This is a genomic window from Mesorhizobium sp. Root102, assembly GCF_001425625.1.
In the GTDB taxonomy this organism is placed as follows: Bacteria; Pseudomonadota; Alphaproteobacteria; order Rhizobiales; family Rhizobiaceae; genus Mesorhizobium.
In genome coordinates this window covers 379,027-394,189 of record NZ_LMCP01000045.1, presented here as the reverse complement: position 1 = coordinate 394,189, position 15,163 = coordinate 379,027, and the positions used below count along the sequence as shown (strand labels likewise).

Genomic DNA, 15,163 nt, shown 5'->3' with positions numbered 1-15,163 from the left:
CAGCCGGTCAAAGCGCTTCCATACTGAGTTCCAGTGGCCGAAGCGTCCCGGCAGCGCACGCCAGCGCACATTCTCCACCGTGAAGAAGTGCATGGCTTCCAGAAACAGCCGGTCGTCCGCAGCCTTGCGGCCTCGCCGTGGCAGGCAAGCGCGGAAAACCTCCAGCGTGTTCGCCCAATCCGTTTCCGTCATCCTCGTGGACATCGCCGACCTCCAAATCAGTCGACAATCCATGAATCAGACTGGATTCGTCAGCGGAACCCCAAAACCTATGCCTGAGTCAATTCGTCCACACGGCCTAGTCTGTTTCGGGTCATTCTCCGCAGTCCCGGCCTATGCCACCCTCGCTGAATCGCGTCGCCGGCCACGCAGTTAAGAGCAGCGCAAACAGCAATAGTCCGCAGCGCGTCAAGACGGCCTCACGGCCAGGAACGTGTTCCATTCCTCGCGATCGCGGCCTACGTTGAAATCGTCCCTGATGAGAACCAGCCCGGCGCTTTCGAGACGGGCGGCGAAGTCGTCCCTGCGCCAGTAGACGGTGTGATATTCGCCTGATGTCTCGCCATCGCCGTTGCGCATCGAGAACCGGCACCGGAAAATGGCCCGGCCTGACGGCGCATTATCTGTTCAAGGCGGACTACACGCCGATGCTCAGCCCCAAGCTGGCCGAGAGCGTGGGCGGCATTCGCCACCCCGAGGATCTCTACAAGGTAGCGCTATGCTGTGCGACCGATCCGTGGTGGAAAATCTGGTTCGAAGCAGCCGGGGTGCCCTTCGATCCCGATCGCGTCATCGCGGGTCCGATGCTGGGTTCGCAGGCTTATGACGCGATGGCCGCATTGACCGATCAGGGCGCCGCGATCCTCACCCGCAACATCTACAGCGCCCTTTTGGCAAAAGGCCAGTTGATACTGCCATTCGAAGTCCTCGGATCCGACGGCGACGGCTATTGGCTGGTGCACCTGGAAAGCCGCCGCAACACGCCGAAGATCAAGGTGTTCCGGGACTGGGTGCTGGCCCAGACGGCGGATATCAGGGACAGCGAAGCACTCCGGGCCTGATGGACCGGTTCAGTCGGCGTCGGCGACGGTCTGCCGTCCGCCGGCCCAGGCACGCCATTGCCGTTCGTCGCCATGGAAGACGTTGAGGTCGATGCGGCCGGTGACGCCATGCGACAGGCCGGAGCCGGAATACTGCCAGAACAGCCATTTGCGGTCGGGATAGACCTTGGATGGATGCCGCGCCACGGCCCGCAGCCAGAACGGATAATCGAGGAAGGCGCCGCGCAGATTGTCGCGGTAGAAATCGGGCGAGGTGTAGATGATGGGCCGCTGGCCGTAGTGGCGCTCCAGCCTGTCCATGAACAGCTGCATCTTCTCCAGAACCTTTTCGCGCGACGGCCGCCGCTTGCAGCTGGACTCGCCGTTCCACTCGACGTCGATCACCGGCGGCAGCGCGCCTTCGACCCTGGGCACGTTGCGGATGAACCAGTCGGCCTGCTCGCCGGCCGTGCGGCACCAGTAGAAGAAGTGATAGGCGCCACGCTTCAAGCCGGCGGCGTCGGCATTGCGCCAGTTCTTCATGAACATCGGATCGAGGTGGTCGCCGCCGTCCGTCGCCTTGATGTAGGCGAAGTTGGCGCCCTGGGCGCGCAGCTTGTCCCAGTTGACGTCGCCTTGCCAGCGCGAGACGTCGACACCGTGCACGGCAAGGTGGCGGGGCGAAGCCTTGCCGAAATTGATCGGCTTGGCATCGCGAAAGCCATAGCGGGTGACGGGCCCGGCAAGCATAGTCGGTGCCGCGCGGCTCAGCAGCCTCGGCGGCGATATCAAGGCCGCCGGCTCGATCGATGGCTCGATGCTGTCCGACGATCCCGGCGCTGAAAGTGCCACCGTTTCTTCCTCCGCCAGGCCGAAAGGCCGCGGACTTTCGGCCGGGTCATTGTCAGACATGGGCGCCATTTCGACCCTTGGCGCGCGCCTGGTCATTGCCTGCGGGACTGCCGTCACCGGTGCCGGCGGCCGGATCACGGAACTGGTGGTTTCGCTCGACGGTTTCTGCAAATCCAAGGCATCGACGCTGGCCGTCGACGAGCAGCCGGCAAGGCATAGCGATGCGACCAAAAAACTGACGACGCCCGGAATCCGCATCTGGACCTGTACTCAAAACACAACAGACCGAGGGCAAAACGACAGCCAACGGACAAACCGGATCAGTTATGAACGAGAAATTACCAATAAAGTTTGAATCAAAGATTATTTGTCGGAGCGAGGGTTGGCGAATGGGATTCCCAAGGGCCAAGCGGGGAGCCGGGCAGAGAGTTCGGGCGCTAGCCGCTCTTCCTGAAGACGCCGATCATCGGCCCCAGATTCCAATAGTCGTCGTTGCGGCCGATGGCAGGCGCAAACAGGCTGGATATCGTGCCGTCGAGGAACAGCGCATTGTCGCAGCCGAGCGCGTCGCGGAAAAGCCGGGCGAAGGCATGGAAGGTCACCGTGCCGTTCGAAATCGCAAAGACCGCGACGCCGTCCTTTCGCACCCCGACCCCGTCGCGGGTTTTTCGCGAGGTGCTGTCGGACTGGAATTTCCGATGCAACTGGCCATCGATCACCAGCATCGGCCCGGATTGCGTCGCATAGTCGACGGGCGGACGCCTTTTCACAAAATCCCTGGTGGCGCGGACCGCGGCTTTGCCGTCGCGCATGAAGAAGATGCCATTCGGCTGCAGGGAGAAATTGCCATTTCCCGATCCGGTCTTCACCGAAGCCATTTCCTGGCCGTGCTCGACGTAGAGACCAACCGGATCGAGGTTCGGGTGATACATGCCGGCGTTGATGCCGAACAGCATCGTGCGCCCGGCCGCCTGTTGCGAGGCATGGAGATTGTGCAGCGACTGAAACGGCTTGCCCGCGGGATCCTTCCAGAACAGTTCGACCTGATATCGTTTCGGGTCGACCTCGCACACGAGATAGCTGGTCGCCTCGAAGGCGAAATCCCGGCATGGCGGCAGCGAGGCAACCCACTGGCCAAACCCAATGCCGAGTGCCGCCACCGACGGCAGCGCGCCCTTGGCCAGCGCCAGCAGCAATGGGACCGATTGCAGAAGGGTCAAGAAAGCCATGCGCGTACAGGAATCCAGTTCGATGATCCGGTACGGATATAGCCCGTTTCAAGCCATACTGTGAAAGTGCCCTAGTGATCGGTAGCGCTGCACCACATCCGCATCCGCTCCACCTGGGGAACTACTCGGTTCATACCTCGGCGGACGCTCTGAAGGCCGGTGAACATCATATAATGGAATTGTGCAAAATGCTGACTGAACGCGAGCGGCAACGGCCATCATCCGAAAGTGGCCCGGTTCCGGTGTTTCGTTAGCGCTGTTGTCACGGCAGCAATTCGGTGATGCCTTGCACCACGCCAAGAAACGCCACCTTGGCGAATCCCAGGCCGACGAAGCCCGTATCCAGGCCTTGAGTGCAAATGTCGGCCAATGGCGAGTTCCATGCATGAGAGATCGGACTTGCGCGGACCGGCCAGTACCGGTCAATCCCGGGCAAGCCTTATCGTCATGAGTGGGATAATCAATTTACGGATTTGTAAGCTGTGCGGGAATGCACGCGATTCAAAACCGGCCCGCATTGGGGTCGGTTCAAAGTTCATAGGGAAAACCGCAAGGCGGTTAATCTCAACGCGATTTATGGGCAGAGCTGGAGTTTCTGGCATGCCCTGGCGATCACATGCGCTGGCGGCACGCCAGGTTCATCGACAGAGGGCCGACGAACCCGTTCGAGCAGCATGCGCACCTGTTCGGGGCGCACGCGATCGCGCTCCATCACAAGCAGGACCATCGGATCGCTCAAAAGCTCGTCCAGGGTGCTGATGCTGTCATTCATCCGTCGTCTCCTCGAATGCCGTGCCCGCGCCCCCTAAATAGGGAGACAAAAATGGCTCGCCAATGACGCTTTGCCGGCTATCTCGTGTCGATTTGGATCAAATTCTGTCCAGGCTTGCGCCCTCCATTCCCAGGGAAAAGCCTAGGCCGGCGGCGGCGCGCCTTCGTGCTGCGGCAGGCCGTCTTCGAGCACCAGCCAGGGCTGCTTCGAGGCCGTGAAAATATGCATTTGCGGCTTGAAAATGGAGGGGTCATCAAGCGAACCGGTGGTGATGCCGATGATGCCTGCGGAATCGCGCCGGGAGAACATCGTCGTACCGCAACTCGCGCAAAAGCCGCGCTTCAGGTCCGGCGAGGAGTTGATCGTTGCCAGTGGCCCGTCGACCGTCACGTCGTCGATGCGAAACAGCACGCGTGCATTGAAGGCGGCTCCGATCGCCTTCTGGCAAACCTGGCAGTGGCAGATGCGTTCGTTGATGGGGGCTGCGTCCGTGCGGTAGCGCACCGCCTTGCACAGGCATCCGCCCTCATATCTTGCCATGGCCCTGATCCATTGTGGAGAGAATACGCGGCAAGGTAGCCGCGGGACCAATTGGGTCAATTGAAAAGCTTTGATACAACGCCATCGATTATGATGATGCGAATGGAACCGAAGCCATGACGCCGGACATCGAAACCATCGGCATTGCGGACCTGTTCGGCCCGCCCTCGCCCGCTCGCGACCGCACCGACGCCAGGATCATGGCGGCGGCCCGCGGAATCGGCTTCATGGCGGTCCGGGACTTTCCAGGCGACGACTGGCTGACGCCGGACAAACGCGCACAAGTGCTGCGCATCTTCGCGCTTGCCGACGCCGAGAAGCAGAAACTGCTGCGCTGGAATTTCGACCGGACGAAGAAGAATGTCTATCGTGGCTGGTTCCCGCTGCAGCCGACCGCCGTCTCCTACAAGGAAGGCATCGACATGGGACCGGACCTTGCCTATGCGGCTGGTGCCCCGGCTTCAGACGATCCGTTGTGCGAGCCGACACCCTTGCCGGCCGAAGACGTTCTGCCCGGCTGGCGCGCGGCGGCAGCGGATTATTACCGCGCGATGGAGACGGTGGGCAACGCGCTGATGCGCTCGATCGCCCGAGGGCTTGGCCTGCCGGAAAAGATCTTCGATGCCTATTTCGAGCATGGCATCTCGACGCTGCGGCTGATCCGCTATCCCCTGCGTGACGCCAATGCCGGGGTCGACACCAGCGGGCCGGAATTTTCGGTTGTCCACAAGGGCGAGAGGCGCACCATCATCGGCCGCGAGCATGCCGATTCCGGCTTCGTCACCTTGCTGGCGCAGGACGGCGTCGAGGGCTTGCAGGCCAAGACCGTTGCCGGCGAGTGGATCGACGTGCCGCCGGCCAACAGCACGCTGGCTGTCAATTTCGGCCAACTGCTGGAGCGCTGGACCGGCGGACGCGTCCGGGCGACGCGGCACCGAGTGATTGCGCCGAAGACGGCGCGCTTCTCGATCCCGTTCTTCTACGAACCGCGCGTCGATGCGGAGATTGCGCTTCTGCCCCTGGCGGGCACTGAGCCCTTCGAACCGTTTCTCTATGGAGACTATCTCTGGGAGGCGGCGACAAATTTCGTCGAGATGAGCGGCATCAAGCATCTCAGGCAGCCGCGCCGCGCCAAGGCTTCATAAACAGAACCGCCAGCCGTCTCACGGGAGATGGCCGGCGGGAGCAGGCAGGCGATCATTCCGTTTCGCTGACGACCTCGTCCCAGGTCTTCACCTTGATCTCGCCGTTGAGGAACGGCAGTGCCGCAGCCGTCAGTTCCGGCGCGAAGAAGACGTCGTAGTGGGTGCGGTTGGGCAGGATCGCCAGTCGGTTCTGCGACAGGTTCTCGCGCGTCCAGCCGGCGTCCTTCAGGCCGCCGCCGAGCATCTGGTAGAACTTGATCACATGCTCGGGCTTGTACATGTCGCTGTCGCCATAGACCAGCATGACCGGCATCTTCAGCTTGGCGACGTCGGCGGAGTAGTCGCGGTTCTGACGCATGAAGTTGCCCAGTGCATCGAGCAGCTTCGGGAAATCGTGCGGGCGCGGCGCCACCGCGACGTAGGATTTGTACATCGGCGTGTCCTTCATGAAATCGGCCGCCGCTGCACTGACCTGCGCCTGCTGGCCGCGCATCTCGGCGTAGAATCCGTCGGCCGCGTAGCCGGTCGACACCAGGACAAGCCGGCGCACCGCTTCAGGATTCTGGATGGCCATACGGAAGGCGACGCCGCCACCCAGCGAATAGCCCATGACGTCGACCTTGTCGTAGCCGAGCGCCTCGACGATGGCAGCCATGTCGTCGCCCATCGCCTCCAGACCGAACGGTCGCTCGCCGAGCGCCGTGCGGCCATGGCCTTGCAGGTCGACACCGATGACGGTGCGGTTTTCGGCAAGCTTGGGCAGGAGCGGCGCGAACATGTCCGTGGTGCCGAGGCCGCCATGCAGCAGAAGCAGCGGCTCGCCCTTGCCGTAGATGGCGTAATAGTAGTCCTGGCCGTTGATCGGCAGCAGGCCAGACTTCCCCGGCTTGGGCAGTGCGCTCGCTTCGGTCGTCATGACGGTTTTTGCCTCCTCCGCATTGGTGGTGCCCGGGCAGCCGAGAAGCGCCGCGGCCGAAGCAAGAATGGCGAAAATCAGGGTTTTGGACATATCGATCTCCTCTCCTGCCGATATCAAAGCGTCATGCCGATCAAAGCGTTTTGGCGAGTTCCTCGAGCTGATCGGTGCACTGGCCCCAGCCCTCGTGGAAACCCATCTTCTCGTGCTGTTCGCGGTCGGCGGCGCTCCAGTGCCTGACCCGGGCGATGTAGCGGGTCTTGCCATTGCCTTCGTCCTCGAAGGTCAGCACGCCGGTCATGAACGGCTTTTCCGATGGCTCCCATGCCTGGGTGTAGGCGTCGGTGAAGACGATCTTCTTGCCGGGAACGACTTCGAGGAAAACACCAGGGTTGGGGAATTCGTTGCCGTCTGGGCCGGCCATGACGACAAGGCTCGAGCCGCCGGTGCGCACATCCATTTCGGCGCGCGGCGTCGTCCACGGCTTTGGCGCGAACCATTGCGTGATCAGCTTCGGGTCGGTCCAGCAGCGATAGACGTTTTCGCGCGGCGCATCGATGATGCGGGCAAGGACCAGTTCGCGGTCATTGGCGGGGGCGATGTCGAGCTTGGCGGTCATGATGGTGTCCTCGGTGTGCGTTTGATCTGGCTTCCGTCCCAAGGACGAGCCGATCAACCGCAAACCGACATGGCCAGCGAAATTTTTTGACGACGTCCGTGCCGTGCGTCGATCCGGTGGCGAACGAAGGCCGTGTCAGTGACGCTTGGCTTGCACCAGATAGGCCTCTATCTCGGTCTCGCCGAGCCATTTTGCCGCCTCCAGCCGATGCAGGCCTTCGACGAGGATATGACGCTTGCCGTCATGGCGGACCTGGATCGGCGTCTTCATGCCGTTTTCCAGGATGTCCTCGGCCAGATGGCGGACGGTCTCGGGGTGCAGCGTCTTCTTGCGCGCCGTCGGCACGTAGATCTCGTCGACCTTGACCTTTTGCACTCTGAGCATGCCGACCCCCGTGGCGGAAACGCCGCCTCCCCTGAGATAGTCCGTTTGGTGGAGGCGGCCAAGGGCGCGGCTAACAAATACGATGCGTGGAGGTCATTCTCGGTTCGAAGATGCCAGGGACAGCAGACCGTTTGCCTGTCGGCGTGCGTTTCGATATTTGCGTCGGCGCGATCGTCGATGGCCACGGAGGGCAAGAATCCCCATGAGCAAATCTCTCGTCACTTTTGTCGGCGTCGCTCATCCCTGGATGTGCGACGTGATGGGGCACGTGAATGTGCGTCACTACGCAGCCATGTTCGACGATGCCAGCTTCCAGCTTCTCGGCCATATCGCCGGACAGGACGATAATCAGGCATCGCAAATCGGATGGGCCGATGTGCGCACCGAAATCGACTATCGGCATGAAACCAAAGCCGGTGCGCTCATCACCATCCGCTCGCATGTCGTGAAGATCGGCCGCACCTCCATCACCTTCGAACAGGTGATGTCGGGATCGCTCGACGGCGTTGTCCGTGCATCGAGCCGGACGACCAGCGTGCGCTTCGACCTCTCCGCGCGCGCCTCGGTGGCGCTGGACGAGGCAATGCGAACCCGCGCCACGGCCTTGCTGATCGAATAAACCTGTCTCGGCCGGTCAGCCTTGGTAGATACGGTCGCCAAGCGGTGTCTCCGCGATCAACGTCTGCAGCCCGGACAGCAGCGCCTTCTCGGCGCGGTTCATCGTCTTGTCCGGATTGACCAGCAGGAAGATGTCGATGGCCGGCGGCGCGTCATAGGGGGGCAGCCGCCACAGCGTTCCATCCGCCATGTCACGCCGCGCGACGTGCAGCGGCAGCGGGCCGATGCCGAGCCCGGCAACGATCATGCGCCGTACCTCTTCCAGGCTCGAGGACACGCCGACGACATCGGCGTTCAGCCGGGCTTCGCTGCGCAACAGTGCGACCGGCCGCAACGCGTCCGAAATATGGTCGGTCTGGAACGATACCGAGGGTTCGCCCCGGAGATCGGCCAGCGTCAGTCCAGTTTGCCCGTAAAGCCTGTGTTGCGGCCCACAGAAGAAGCCGAAGAACTCGCGGTAGACCATCGCATATTCCAGCGCCGGATCGCGCTGGCTGACCAGGCAGATGCCGAAGGAGGCACGCCGCTCCCTCACCTGTTTGGCGACTTCGGTGCTTGCCGCCACCGAAATGGTGATGCTGGCGCGCGGGTAGTTGCGGTGAAATTCGGACAGCGCCTTATCGAAGAGCGGCGAGACGACATGGCTGGCCGTCGCGATCATCACATGGCCGGTGACGTCGTCGCTGATGCCGCGCATCAGCAGCGGCAGCTGCGATATGGTGCCGAACACCTCCACGCTCTGCTCATAGAGAAGCCGTCCGACCTCGGTGAGCTCGAAGCGTGTCGCGTCCCGCTCGACCAGCCGCCGGCCGACCCGGTCTTCCAGCCGCCGCAGGGCGTTGCTGACGCTGGGCTGCTTGAGGTTCAGCCGCTCGGCGGCGCGCGTGATGCTCTTCACCTCGGCGATCACAACGAACGTCCGCAGAAGGTTCCAGTCCAGATCCCAGACCAGCCGTTCGGGGCGAGGCAAAGCCATTCCTGACATCTATGCTCCCTATTCCCATTATCTATTTGCGCAATGATACCGCAAAGGCAATCATTGAAAACAGGAAAGCATCCCCGCGCCCCCCAAGAACAAGACTTTGCGCTCCATCCAGAGGACAGGAAATTAGATGAACAGAGTATTTTCCGGCATCGCCGTTGCGGCCCTGCTGCTCGCGTCGACCTTTACGGCTGTTTCGGCCAAAGCCGACGACCTCGAGAAGATCAAGGCGGCGGGCGAGCTGAAGATTTCCATGAGCGGTCAGTATCCGCCCTTCAACTTCGTCAACGACCAGAACGAAGTCGTCGGCTTCGACGCCGATATCGGCAAGGCCATCGCCGAGCGCATCGGCGTCAAGGGCATCATCATCACCACCGCCTGGGACGGGATCATCGCCGGCCTGCTCGCCAACAAATACGACACCGTCGTCGGCTCCATGACGGTCACGCCAGAGCGTGAGAAGGTGGTCGATTTCGTCGGGCCCTACTACCACGCCGGCCGCGCTGTATTCGTAAGCGAGGCTTCCAAGGTGCAGAGCCTCGACGACCTCAAGGGCAAGACCATTGGCGTGACGCTGGGCGAGACGCACGAGAAATGGGCGCGCGAAAAAGGCGGCTGGGACATCCGCACCTACAAGGGCCTGCCGGAACTGCTGCTCGAGTTGAGGGCTGGTCGCGTCGATGCCATCGTCGTCGACAACATTCCGGTCATGGTTGCCGTCAAGGAAACCGGCGAGAAGGTCCGCAAGCTCAACACGCCCGATATCGAAGGCGGCGCTGTCGCCATCGGCATCGCCATCCGCAAGGACAATCCGGAGCTCAAGGCTGCGATGCAGAAGGCGCTGGACGACATGCTGGCCGACGGCAGCTACGAAAAGATCTCGATGAAGTGGGTTGGCAGCGACATCCGCTGATCCCTTCTGGCTGGCGTCCCTCCTGCTGGACCGTCTCATGGATTTCTCCCTGATGCAGCGTGTCTTCCCGTTCTTCGTGGAAGCCGCCCTGGTGACGATCGAGATCACGGTAATGGCCCTGATCCTGGGCCTTGCGGCTGCGGCATTGGCCGCGGCCGCCAAGATGTCGAGGTCGTCAATCCTGCGGACCATCGGCACGCTCTATGTCAGCCTGTTTCGCGGCACGCCGTGCCTGATCCAGCTCTTCGTGCTCTATTTCGGCGGCCCGCAGATCGGCATCAATCTGGAGCCGTTCGCCGCTGGCGTCATCGGCCTCGGCCTCAACATTGGCGCCTATATGGCGGAATCGATCCGTGGTGCGCTGGTCGCGGTCGACAGAGGCCAGACCGAGGCTGCCCGCACAATCGGCTTCAGCCGTCTCCAGACGCTGCGCAAGGTCGTGCTGCCGCAGGCCGCGCGGCTGATGATCCGGCCGCTCGGGGTCAATACGGTTGCTTTGCTGAAAGGATCCGCACTGGTGTCGACCATTTCAGTCGTCGAACTGACTTACACCGCCCAGCGCTTCATCGGCTCCACCTACAAGCCGTTCGAGATCTTCGGCGTTGCGGCCCTGCTCTACATGATCATGGTCTACGCGGTCGCGCGGGTCGTCGACCTGCTCGACAAACGCTTCGCCATCGTCTGACCGGAGAGCACGATGCAAGGTTTGGATTTCACCGTCGTCGCGCCCTATTGGGACCTTCTGGTGATAGGCGCCTGGTGGACGACGGTGCTGACCGTTTCGGCGGGCGCGCTCAGCTTCTTCGGCGGCATCCTGTTCGCGGTCATCGTGCTCTATGCCCCAGTGATCGTCGCCTATCCCGTGCGCGCCTTCATGTGGGTGTTCATGGGCACGCCGCTGCTTTTGCAGCTGTTCCTGATCTATTTCGGCCTGGTGCAGATCGGCATCGACATCCCTGCCCTTGCCGCCGGCATTGTCGGGCTTGGCCTGCATTTTGCCGTCTACAATGCCGACATCATCCGCGCCGGCATCGTGGCCGTCGATGTCGGCCAGACGGAAGGTGCGCGCAGCATCGGTTTCGGCAAGTGGCAGACGCTGCGCCATGTCGTCATACCGCAAGCCATCCGCAACACCGCGCCGCCGATCGGCGGCAACCTGATCGCGCTGCTGAAGGAATCCTCCATCGTCTCGGTCATCGGCATCGCCGAGTTGGTCCATTCGGCCCAGCTGGCGATCAGCGAAACGTTCCGCCCGTTCGAGTTCTACATCACGGCTGCGGCGCTCTACTACATTCTCAACCTTGTGCTCGAGGCGGCCTTGCGCCTGTTTGAAAGACATGTGGAGGCTTCCCGATGAGCACGCAGCGGCCAATGGTCGAGGTTCGCGGCGCGCGCAAATCGTTCGGCGCGGTCGAGGTCCTCAAAGGCATAGACCTGTCGGTCGATCGCGGACAGATCGTCGCCATCATCGGGCCGAGCGGCTCCGGCAAGAGCACGCTGCTGCGCTCCATCAACCATCTGGAATCCCTTGACTCCGGTGAAGTCTGGCTCGACGGCGTGCAGGTCAACCAGAAGCTGCACGGTCATGCCTTCGAGCGGCACATCAACAAGGTGCGACAGCAGATGGGCATGGTGTTTCAGCACTTCAATCTGTTCCCGCATCTGACCGTGATCGAGAACATCTCCATGGGGCCGATGATCCTCAAAGGCATGACCAAGGGCGATGCACATGCGCTTGCGCATAGCCTCTTGTCCAAGGTCGGGCTCGCCGACAAGATCGACGCCTACCCTTCGCGGCTTTCGGGCGGCCAGAAGCAGCGCGTGGCGATTGCCCGTGCGTTGGCTATGCAGCCCAAGGTGATGCTGTTCGACGAAGCCACCTCGGCGCTCGACCCGGAACTGGTCGACGAGGTCAACGCGGTGATGAAACAGCTTGCCGCCGAACACATGACCATGCTCATCGTAACGCATGAGATGCGCTTTGCCGGCGAAGTGGCCGACAGGGTGCTGTTCATGGATGGCGGCGTGATCGTCGAGGAAGGCCCGCCCGGCGACATGTTCCGCGCGCCGCAGAAGGAACGCACGCGCACCTTCCTCAAGAAATATCTTTCCGCCTGAGTATGACCATGACCAGACCAAACACGGAATTCCCCGATTTCGGACTGACGCCGGAGCAGCGCCGCCACGCGGTACGCGGCCACTATTACGAATGGCCGGGCATGGACGGCGAACGCGGCGAGATCTGGTGCTACAGCGACCGGTTTTCCTATCGCGCCGGCGAAACGGTGGCGTTGCATGTCAGTTCGACAGCTCCAACGTTAGGCATGACAATCACCCGGGACGGCGGCAGCGAGACCAAAGTCTTCGAGAAATCGGGCATCGCGGCGCGCTGGCAGGAAAGTCCGGACCAATGTTCGGCTGAAGGCTGCGGCTGGGAAGCCTCGTTCGAATTCCGTATCGGGAGCGACTGGCCGTCCGGAGCCTACCGGGTCAGGCTGACCGCGGATGGTCGCGACGGCAAGCCGATCCAATGCCACCATATTTTCATCGTCGCGCCCCTGCCCGGCAAGAAACCCGGCCGTGTGCTGCAGGTGGCGGCGACGGGAACGTGGCTCGCCTACAACACCTGGGGCGGCTCCAACCACTACCAGGGCATCACCGGACCGGATCGCAACCAGTATTCGCCCATCGTGTCGACGCAACGCCCCTGGTGTCGTGGCTTCGTCGTGCTGCCGAAGGATGCGCCGCGCGTGCCGCTGGAAGTCGCCGTGCCGCCCAAGACGGTGCCGCGCTATCCGCACATGGAATGGTCGCTCGCCACCGGCCATTCGAAGAAATACGCCTCGTCGGGCTGGGCCAGTTACGACAGCCATTTCTTCCGCTTCGCCGAACAGGCCGACTATGAAGTCGATCTTGCCAGCCAGCATGATCTGCATTTTTCGCCGGACATACTCGACGGCTATGACTGTGCCGTCTTCGTCGGCCATGACGAATATTGGACCTGGGAGATGCGCGATGCCGTCGACGCCTATGTCGAGCGCGGCGGCCATGCGGCGCGCTTTGCCGGCAATTTCATGTGGCAGACGCGGCTGGAAGACGAGGGCCGCCGGCAGGTTTGCTACAAATATCGTTCGCGTGCCGAAGACCCGGCCTATCTCCCGGGCAGCGACGTCACCCGCGCCACCAATTCCTGGGAAGCGCCGGAAATCGGCCGGCCGGGATCGGCGACCTTCGGGCTCAATGCGACCCGCGGCCTCTATGCCGGTTGGGGCGGCTGCGCGCCGCGCGGCGCGCGTGGCTTCCCGGTTTACCGGCCCGAGCACTGGGCCTTCGCCGGCACTGGCATCTACTACGGCGACCTGCTGGGCGCCGACAGCCATGTCTATGGCTATGAGGTCGACGGGCTCGAGTTCGAGATACGCGGCGGCCTGCCCTACCCCGCAGCGACCAGCGGCGCGCCTGATGGCCTGCAGGTTCTCGCCGTCGGCATGGCGAGCCAGGTCGAGGAAAGCGCCGATATCCCGATCGAGGATCAGTTCCTCACCGACGAGGATGGCCGCTTCAACGCAGAAACGCTGTTCGGCGAGGCGACCGACGCCAACCTGGAAAAAGTCAAACGCGGCAATGGCATGATCGTCAATTTCCCGCGCGGCAAGGGCGAGGTGTTCCACGCCGGAAGCTGTGAATGGGTGGCCGGCCTGCTAAGAAAAGACCCGATGGTCGAACGCGTTACCCGCAATGTTCTCGATCGTTACCTCGGAAAGTCCTGACATGTCGAAAGTCCAATCCGCCACGCAAGACACTGACGCCCGGCGCCAATCGCATCTGTTCTATCTGTCCAGCCTGCGCCGGCCGCTGATCGACCGCGCCGAAGGCATCTACATGTGGACGCAGGACGGCCGCCGCTTCATCGACGGCTCTAGCGGCCCGATGGTCGCCAATATCGGCCATTCCAACCGCAATGTGCTGGATGCCATGAAGCGGCAGATGGACCGCGCCACCTTCGCCTATCGGCTGCATTTCGAGAACGAGCCGGCGGAGGAGCTGGCGCGGGAACTCGCCGGCAAACTGCCGGAAGGCATGGACCGTATCTTCTTCGTCTCGGGCGGCTCGGAAGCGACCGAATCCTGCATCAAGCTGGCGCGGCAATGGGCCGTCGCCACCGGCCAGGCCAGCCGCTGGAAGGTGATCACGCGCTTCCCCTCCTATCATGGCGGCACGTTGGGTTCGCTCTCGATTACTGGCGACGATGCGCTGGCCGAAACGTTCGAGCCGATGATGCGGGTGATGCCGACCGTGCCGGCGCCGAATGCCTGGCGCGACCGCGACAATCTCTCGATGGAACAGCGCGGTATCCGCTATGCCGACATGCTGGAAGAGAAGATCCTGGCCGAAGGCCCGGACAGCGTGGTCGCCTTCATCATGGAGCCGATTGGCGGTGCTGCGACATCAGCCCTTGTCGCTCCCGACAGCTATTATCCGCGCATCCGCGAGATCTGCGACCGCTACGGCATCCTGCTCATCCACGACGAAGTGATGAGCGGTGCCGGCCGCACCGGCAAGTTTCTCGGCGGCGACCACTGGAACTGCAAGCCCGACATCGTCGCGCTGTCCAAGGGGCTGGGCTCGGGCTATGCGCCGCTTGGCGCACTGGCCGCCCCGATGCGGCTGGTGCAGCCGCTGCTCGACTCGGGCGGTTTTCAGCATGGCCACACCTACGCCGGCAACCCGCTGGCCTGCGCCGCCGGGCTTGCGGTGCTCGGTGAAATGGATCGGCTCGATCTGATCGCCAATGCGGCTGCCATGGGCGATGTGCTGATGGACGGACTGAAGGGTCTGGCGAAGCGGTTTCCGTTCATTGCCGACGTACGCGGCAAGGGCCTGCTCACCGGCGCCCAGATGGTCGCCGATCCCGAGACGCTGAGGCCGATCGACCAGAACAAGAAAGCCACGCAGCGGCTGCTCGACCTCGCCTATGAGCGCGGGTTGATCATCTATGGCCGCAGGGTCAAGGGCGGCGTCGACGGCGACAATTTCATGGTCGCGCCGCCGATGATCGTCACCAGGGAGCAGGTCGGCGAGATCGTCTCCATCATCGGCGACTCGCTGGAGGTTCTGGCCTCCGAGCTCGACCTGCCGGTCGAAGGGTAAAC

The 15,163-nt window shown here is 62.6% G+C and carries 19 protein-coding genes and 2 pseudogenes; 10 read left to right on the top strand and 11 right to left on the bottom strand.

The features are described from left to right. A partial coding sequence (locus ASD12_RS28245; protein WP_162252297.1) for a transposase occupies positions 1–204 on the bottom strand: 204 nt, incomplete at its 3' end. 204 nt (positions 205–408) lie between these two features. Next, positions 409–582 (bottom strand): annotated as a pseudogene (locus tag ASD12_RS33725) (methyltransferase type 12); the annotation flags it as partial. Here ASD12_RS33725 and ASD12_RS28240 point away from each other — a divergent pair. Continuing rightward, on the top strand, positions 555–1,061 hold the full coding sequence (locus ASD12_RS28240) for a LysR substrate-binding domain-containing protein (protein ID WP_244483002.1): 507 nt from the start codon (positions 555–557) through the stop codon (positions 1,059–1,061). The pseudogene ASD12_RS33725 and the gene ASD12_RS28240 sit on opposite strands and share 28 nt — an antisense overlap. Positions 1,062–1,070: 9 nt before the next feature. On the opposite strand, the gene ASD12_RS28235 is transcribed toward ASD12_RS28240, so the two are convergent. After that, positions 1,071–1,952: a glycoside hydrolase family 25 protein gene (locus ASD12_RS28235; protein WP_244483001.1), complete on the bottom strand. Its 882-nt coding sequence runs from the start codon at positions 1,950–1,952 to the stop codon at positions 1,071–1,073. On the opposite strand from ASD12_RS28235, the gene ASD12_RS35635 reads away from it, so the two are divergent. Next, positions 1,951–2,247, top strand: coding sequence for a hypothetical protein (locus ASD12_RS35635; protein ID WP_244483000.1), 297 nt, complete (start codon positions 1,951–1,953; stop codon positions 2,245–2,247). The two genes, ASD12_RS28235 and ASD12_RS35635, sit on opposite strands and share 2 nt — an antisense overlap. Positions 2,248–2,329: 82 nt before the next feature. On the opposite strand, the gene ASD12_RS28230 is transcribed toward ASD12_RS35635, so the two are convergent. The 4 genes and pseudogenes from ASD12_RS28230 to ASD12_RS28220 form a co-directional block, all read right to left on the bottom strand. Then, the gene (locus ASD12_RS28230; protein ID WP_056594472.1) at positions 2,330–3,121 is read right to left on the bottom strand and encodes a phosphodiester glycosidase family protein; all 792 of its coding nucleotides are present in this window, start codon (positions 3,119–3,121) and stop codon (positions 2,330–2,332) included. Between the two features lie 265 nt (positions 3,122–3,386). Continuing rightward, a pseudogene (locus tag ASD12_RS34495) lies at positions 3,387–3,491 on the bottom strand (undecaprenyl-diphosphatase); the annotation flags it as partial. 204 nt (positions 3,492–3,695) lie between these two features. Next, positions 3,696–3,893 carry a hypothetical protein gene (locus ASD12_RS28225; protein WP_056594467.1) on the bottom strand — a complete coding sequence of 66 codons (198 nt, stop codon included), beginning with the start codon at positions 3,891–3,893 and terminating at the stop codon, positions 3,696–3,698. A 141-nt stretch (positions 3,894–4,034) separates the two neighbouring features. Beyond that, the gene (locus ASD12_RS28220) at positions 4,035–4,433 is read right to left on the bottom strand and encodes a GFA family protein (RefSeq protein ID WP_056594464.1); all 399 of its coding nucleotides are present in this window, start codon (positions 4,431–4,433) and stop codon (positions 4,035–4,037) included. Positions 4,434–4,549: 116 nt separating this feature from the next. On the opposite strand from ASD12_RS28220, the gene ASD12_RS28215 reads away from it, so the two are divergent. Further along, complete coding sequence (locus ASD12_RS28215) at positions 4,550–5,578, top strand: 2OG-Fe(II) oxygenase family protein (RefSeq protein ID WP_056594461.1); 1,029 nt, start codon at positions 4,550–4,552, stop codon at positions 5,576–5,578. A gap of 52 nt (positions 5,579–5,630) precedes the next feature. Here the strand turns inward: ASD12_RS28215 and ASD12_RS28210 are convergent, their stop codons facing one another. The 3 genes from ASD12_RS28210 to ASD12_RS28200 form a co-directional block, all read right to left on the bottom strand. Continuing rightward, a complete protein-coding gene (locus ASD12_RS28210) occupies positions 5,631–6,587 on the bottom strand; it encodes an alpha/beta hydrolase (protein ID WP_056594458.1) in 957 nt (318 codons plus the stop codon). Between the two features lie 40 nt (positions 6,588–6,627). After that, positions 6,628–7,113: an SRPBCC family protein gene (locus ASD12_RS28205; protein WP_056594597.1), complete on the bottom strand. Its 486-nt coding sequence runs from the start codon at positions 7,111–7,113 to the stop codon at positions 6,628–6,630. A gap of 135 nt (positions 7,114–7,248) precedes the next feature. Continuing rightward, positions 7,249–7,497 (bottom strand): ParB N-terminal domain-containing protein, encoded by a 249-nt coding sequence (locus tag ASD12_RS28200; protein WP_013532091.1) that lies wholly within the window; start codon positions 7,495–7,497, stop codon positions 7,249–7,251. A gap of 202 nt (positions 7,498–7,699) precedes the next feature. Here ASD12_RS28200 and ASD12_RS28195 point away from each other — a divergent pair, with 202 nt between their 5' ends. Continuing rightward, positions 7,700–8,116, top strand: coding sequence for an acyl-CoA thioesterase (locus tag ASD12_RS28195; protein WP_056594453.1), 417 nt, complete (start codon positions 7,700–7,702; stop codon positions 8,114–8,116). 15 nt (positions 8,117–8,131) lie between these two features. On the opposite strand, the gene ASD12_RS28190 is transcribed toward ASD12_RS28195, so the two are convergent. Next, positions 8,132–9,091, bottom strand: a complete 960-nt coding sequence (locus tag ASD12_RS28190; protein WP_056594450.1) for a LysR family transcriptional regulator — start codon at positions 9,089–9,091, stop codon at positions 8,132–8,134. 136 nt (positions 9,092–9,227) lie between these two features. On the opposite strand from ASD12_RS28190, the gene ASD12_RS28185 reads away from it, so the two are divergent. The 6 genes from ASD12_RS28185 to ASD12_RS28160 are packed head-to-tail and all read left to right on the top strand — an operon-like array spanning position 9,228 to position 15,161. Further along, positions 9,228–10,010, top strand: a complete 783-nt coding sequence (locus ASD12_RS28185) for an ABC transporter substrate-binding protein (protein WP_056594447.1) — start codon at positions 9,228–9,230, stop codon at positions 10,008–10,010. A 37-nt stretch (positions 10,011–10,047) separates the two neighbouring features. Beyond that, positions 10,048–10,695 (top strand): amino acid ABC transporter permease, encoded by a 648-nt coding sequence (locus ASD12_RS28180; RefSeq protein WP_056594594.1) that lies wholly within the window; start codon positions 10,048–10,050, stop codon positions 10,693–10,695. 12 nt (positions 10,696–10,707) lie between these two features. Beyond that, entirely contained in the window at positions 10,708–11,367 is a 660-nt protein-coding gene (locus ASD12_RS28175; protein WP_056594444.1) for an amino acid ABC transporter permease, read from the top strand. After that, on the top strand, positions 11,364–12,128 hold the full coding sequence (locus ASD12_RS28170) for an amino acid ABC transporter ATP-binding protein (protein ID WP_056594441.1): 765 nt from the start codon (positions 11,364–11,366) through the stop codon (positions 12,126–12,128). Before ASD12_RS28175 ends, ASD12_RS28170 begins: the two co-directional genes overlap by 4 nt. A gap of 8 nt (positions 12,129–12,136) precedes the next feature. Further along, positions 12,137–13,780, top strand: coding sequence for a N,N-dimethylformamidase beta subunit family domain-containing protein (locus ASD12_RS28165; RefSeq protein ID WP_056594592.1), 1,644 nt, complete (start codon positions 12,137–12,139; stop codon positions 13,778–13,780). A gap of 1 nt (position 13,781) precedes the next feature. Continuing rightward, positions 13,782–15,161, top strand: a complete 1,380-nt coding sequence (locus ASD12_RS28160) for an aspartate aminotransferase family protein (RefSeq protein ID WP_056594439.1) — start codon at positions 13,782–13,784, stop codon at positions 15,159–15,161. Positions 15,162–15,163 lie beyond the last annotated feature (2 nt).

What these genes read in the sequence shown, in the direction of transcription:
- ASD12_RS28240 (WP_244483002.1), top strand. Translation starts at nt 555, where the DNA reads ATGTCTCGCCATCGCCGTTGCGCATCGAGAACCGGCACCGGAAAATGG.
- ASD12_RS35635 (WP_244483000.1), top strand. Translation starts at nt 1,951, where the DNA reads ATGGGCGCCATTTCGACCCTTGGCGCGCGCCTGGTCATTGCCTGCGGG.
- ASD12_RS28235 (WP_244483001.1), bottom strand. Translation starts at nt 1,952, where the DNA reads ATGTCTGACAATGACCCGGCCGAAAGTCCGCGGCCTTTCGGCCTGGCG.
- ASD12_RS28230 (WP_056594472.1), bottom strand. Translation starts at nt 3,121, where the DNA reads ATGGCTTTCTTGACCCTTCTGCAATCGGTCCCATTGCTGCTGGCGCTG.
- ASD12_RS28225 (WP_056594467.1), bottom strand. Translation starts at nt 3,893, where the DNA reads ATGAATGACAGCATCAGCACCCTGGACGAGCTTTTGAGCGATCCGATG.
- ASD12_RS28220 (WP_056594464.1), bottom strand. Translation starts at nt 4,433, where the DNA reads ATGGCAAGATATGAGGGCGGATGCCTGTGCAAGGCGGTGCGCTACCGC.
- ASD12_RS28215 (WP_056594461.1), top strand. Translation starts at nt 4,550, where the DNA reads ATGACGCCGGACATCGAAACCATCGGCATTGCGGACCTGTTCGGCCCG.
- ASD12_RS28210 (WP_056594458.1), bottom strand. Translation starts at nt 6,587, where the DNA reads ATGTCCAAAACCCTGATTTTCGCCATTCTTGCTTCGGCCGCGGCGCTT.
- ASD12_RS28205 (WP_056594597.1), bottom strand. Translation starts at nt 7,113, where the DNA reads ATGACCGCCAAGCTCGACATCGCCCCCGCCAATGACCGCGAACTGGTC.
- ASD12_RS28200 (WP_013532091.1), bottom strand. Translation starts at nt 7,497, where the DNA reads ATGCTCAGAGTGCAAAAGGTCAAGGTCGACGAGATCTACGTGCCGACG.
- ASD12_RS28195 (WP_056594453.1), top strand. Translation starts at nt 7,700, where the DNA reads ATGAGCAAATCTCTCGTCACTTTTGTCGGCGTCGCTCATCCCTGGATG.
- ASD12_RS28190 (WP_056594450.1), bottom strand. Translation starts at nt 9,091, where the DNA reads ATGGCTTTGCCTCGCCCCGAACGGCTGGTCTGGGATCTGGACTGGAAC.
- ASD12_RS28185 (WP_056594447.1), top strand. Translation starts at nt 9,228, where the DNA reads ATGAACAGAGTATTTTCCGGCATCGCCGTTGCGGCCCTGCTGCTCGCG.
- ASD12_RS28180 (WP_056594594.1), top strand. Translation starts at nt 10,048, where the DNA reads ATGGATTTCTCCCTGATGCAGCGTGTCTTCCCGTTCTTCGTGGAAGCC.
- ASD12_RS28175 (WP_056594444.1), top strand. Translation starts at nt 10,708, where the DNA reads ATGCAAGGTTTGGATTTCACCGTCGTCGCGCCCTATTGGGACCTTCTG.
- ASD12_RS28170 (WP_056594441.1), top strand. Translation starts at nt 11,364, where the DNA reads ATGAGCACGCAGCGGCCAATGGTCGAGGTTCGCGGCGCGCGCAAATCG.
- ASD12_RS28165 (WP_056594592.1), top strand. Translation starts at nt 12,137, where the DNA reads ATGACCAGACCAAACACGGAATTCCCCGATTTCGGACTGACGCCGGAG.
- ASD12_RS28160 (WP_056594439.1), top strand. Translation starts at nt 13,782, where the DNA reads ATGTCGAAAGTCCAATCCGCCACGCAAGACACTGACGCCCGGCGCCAA.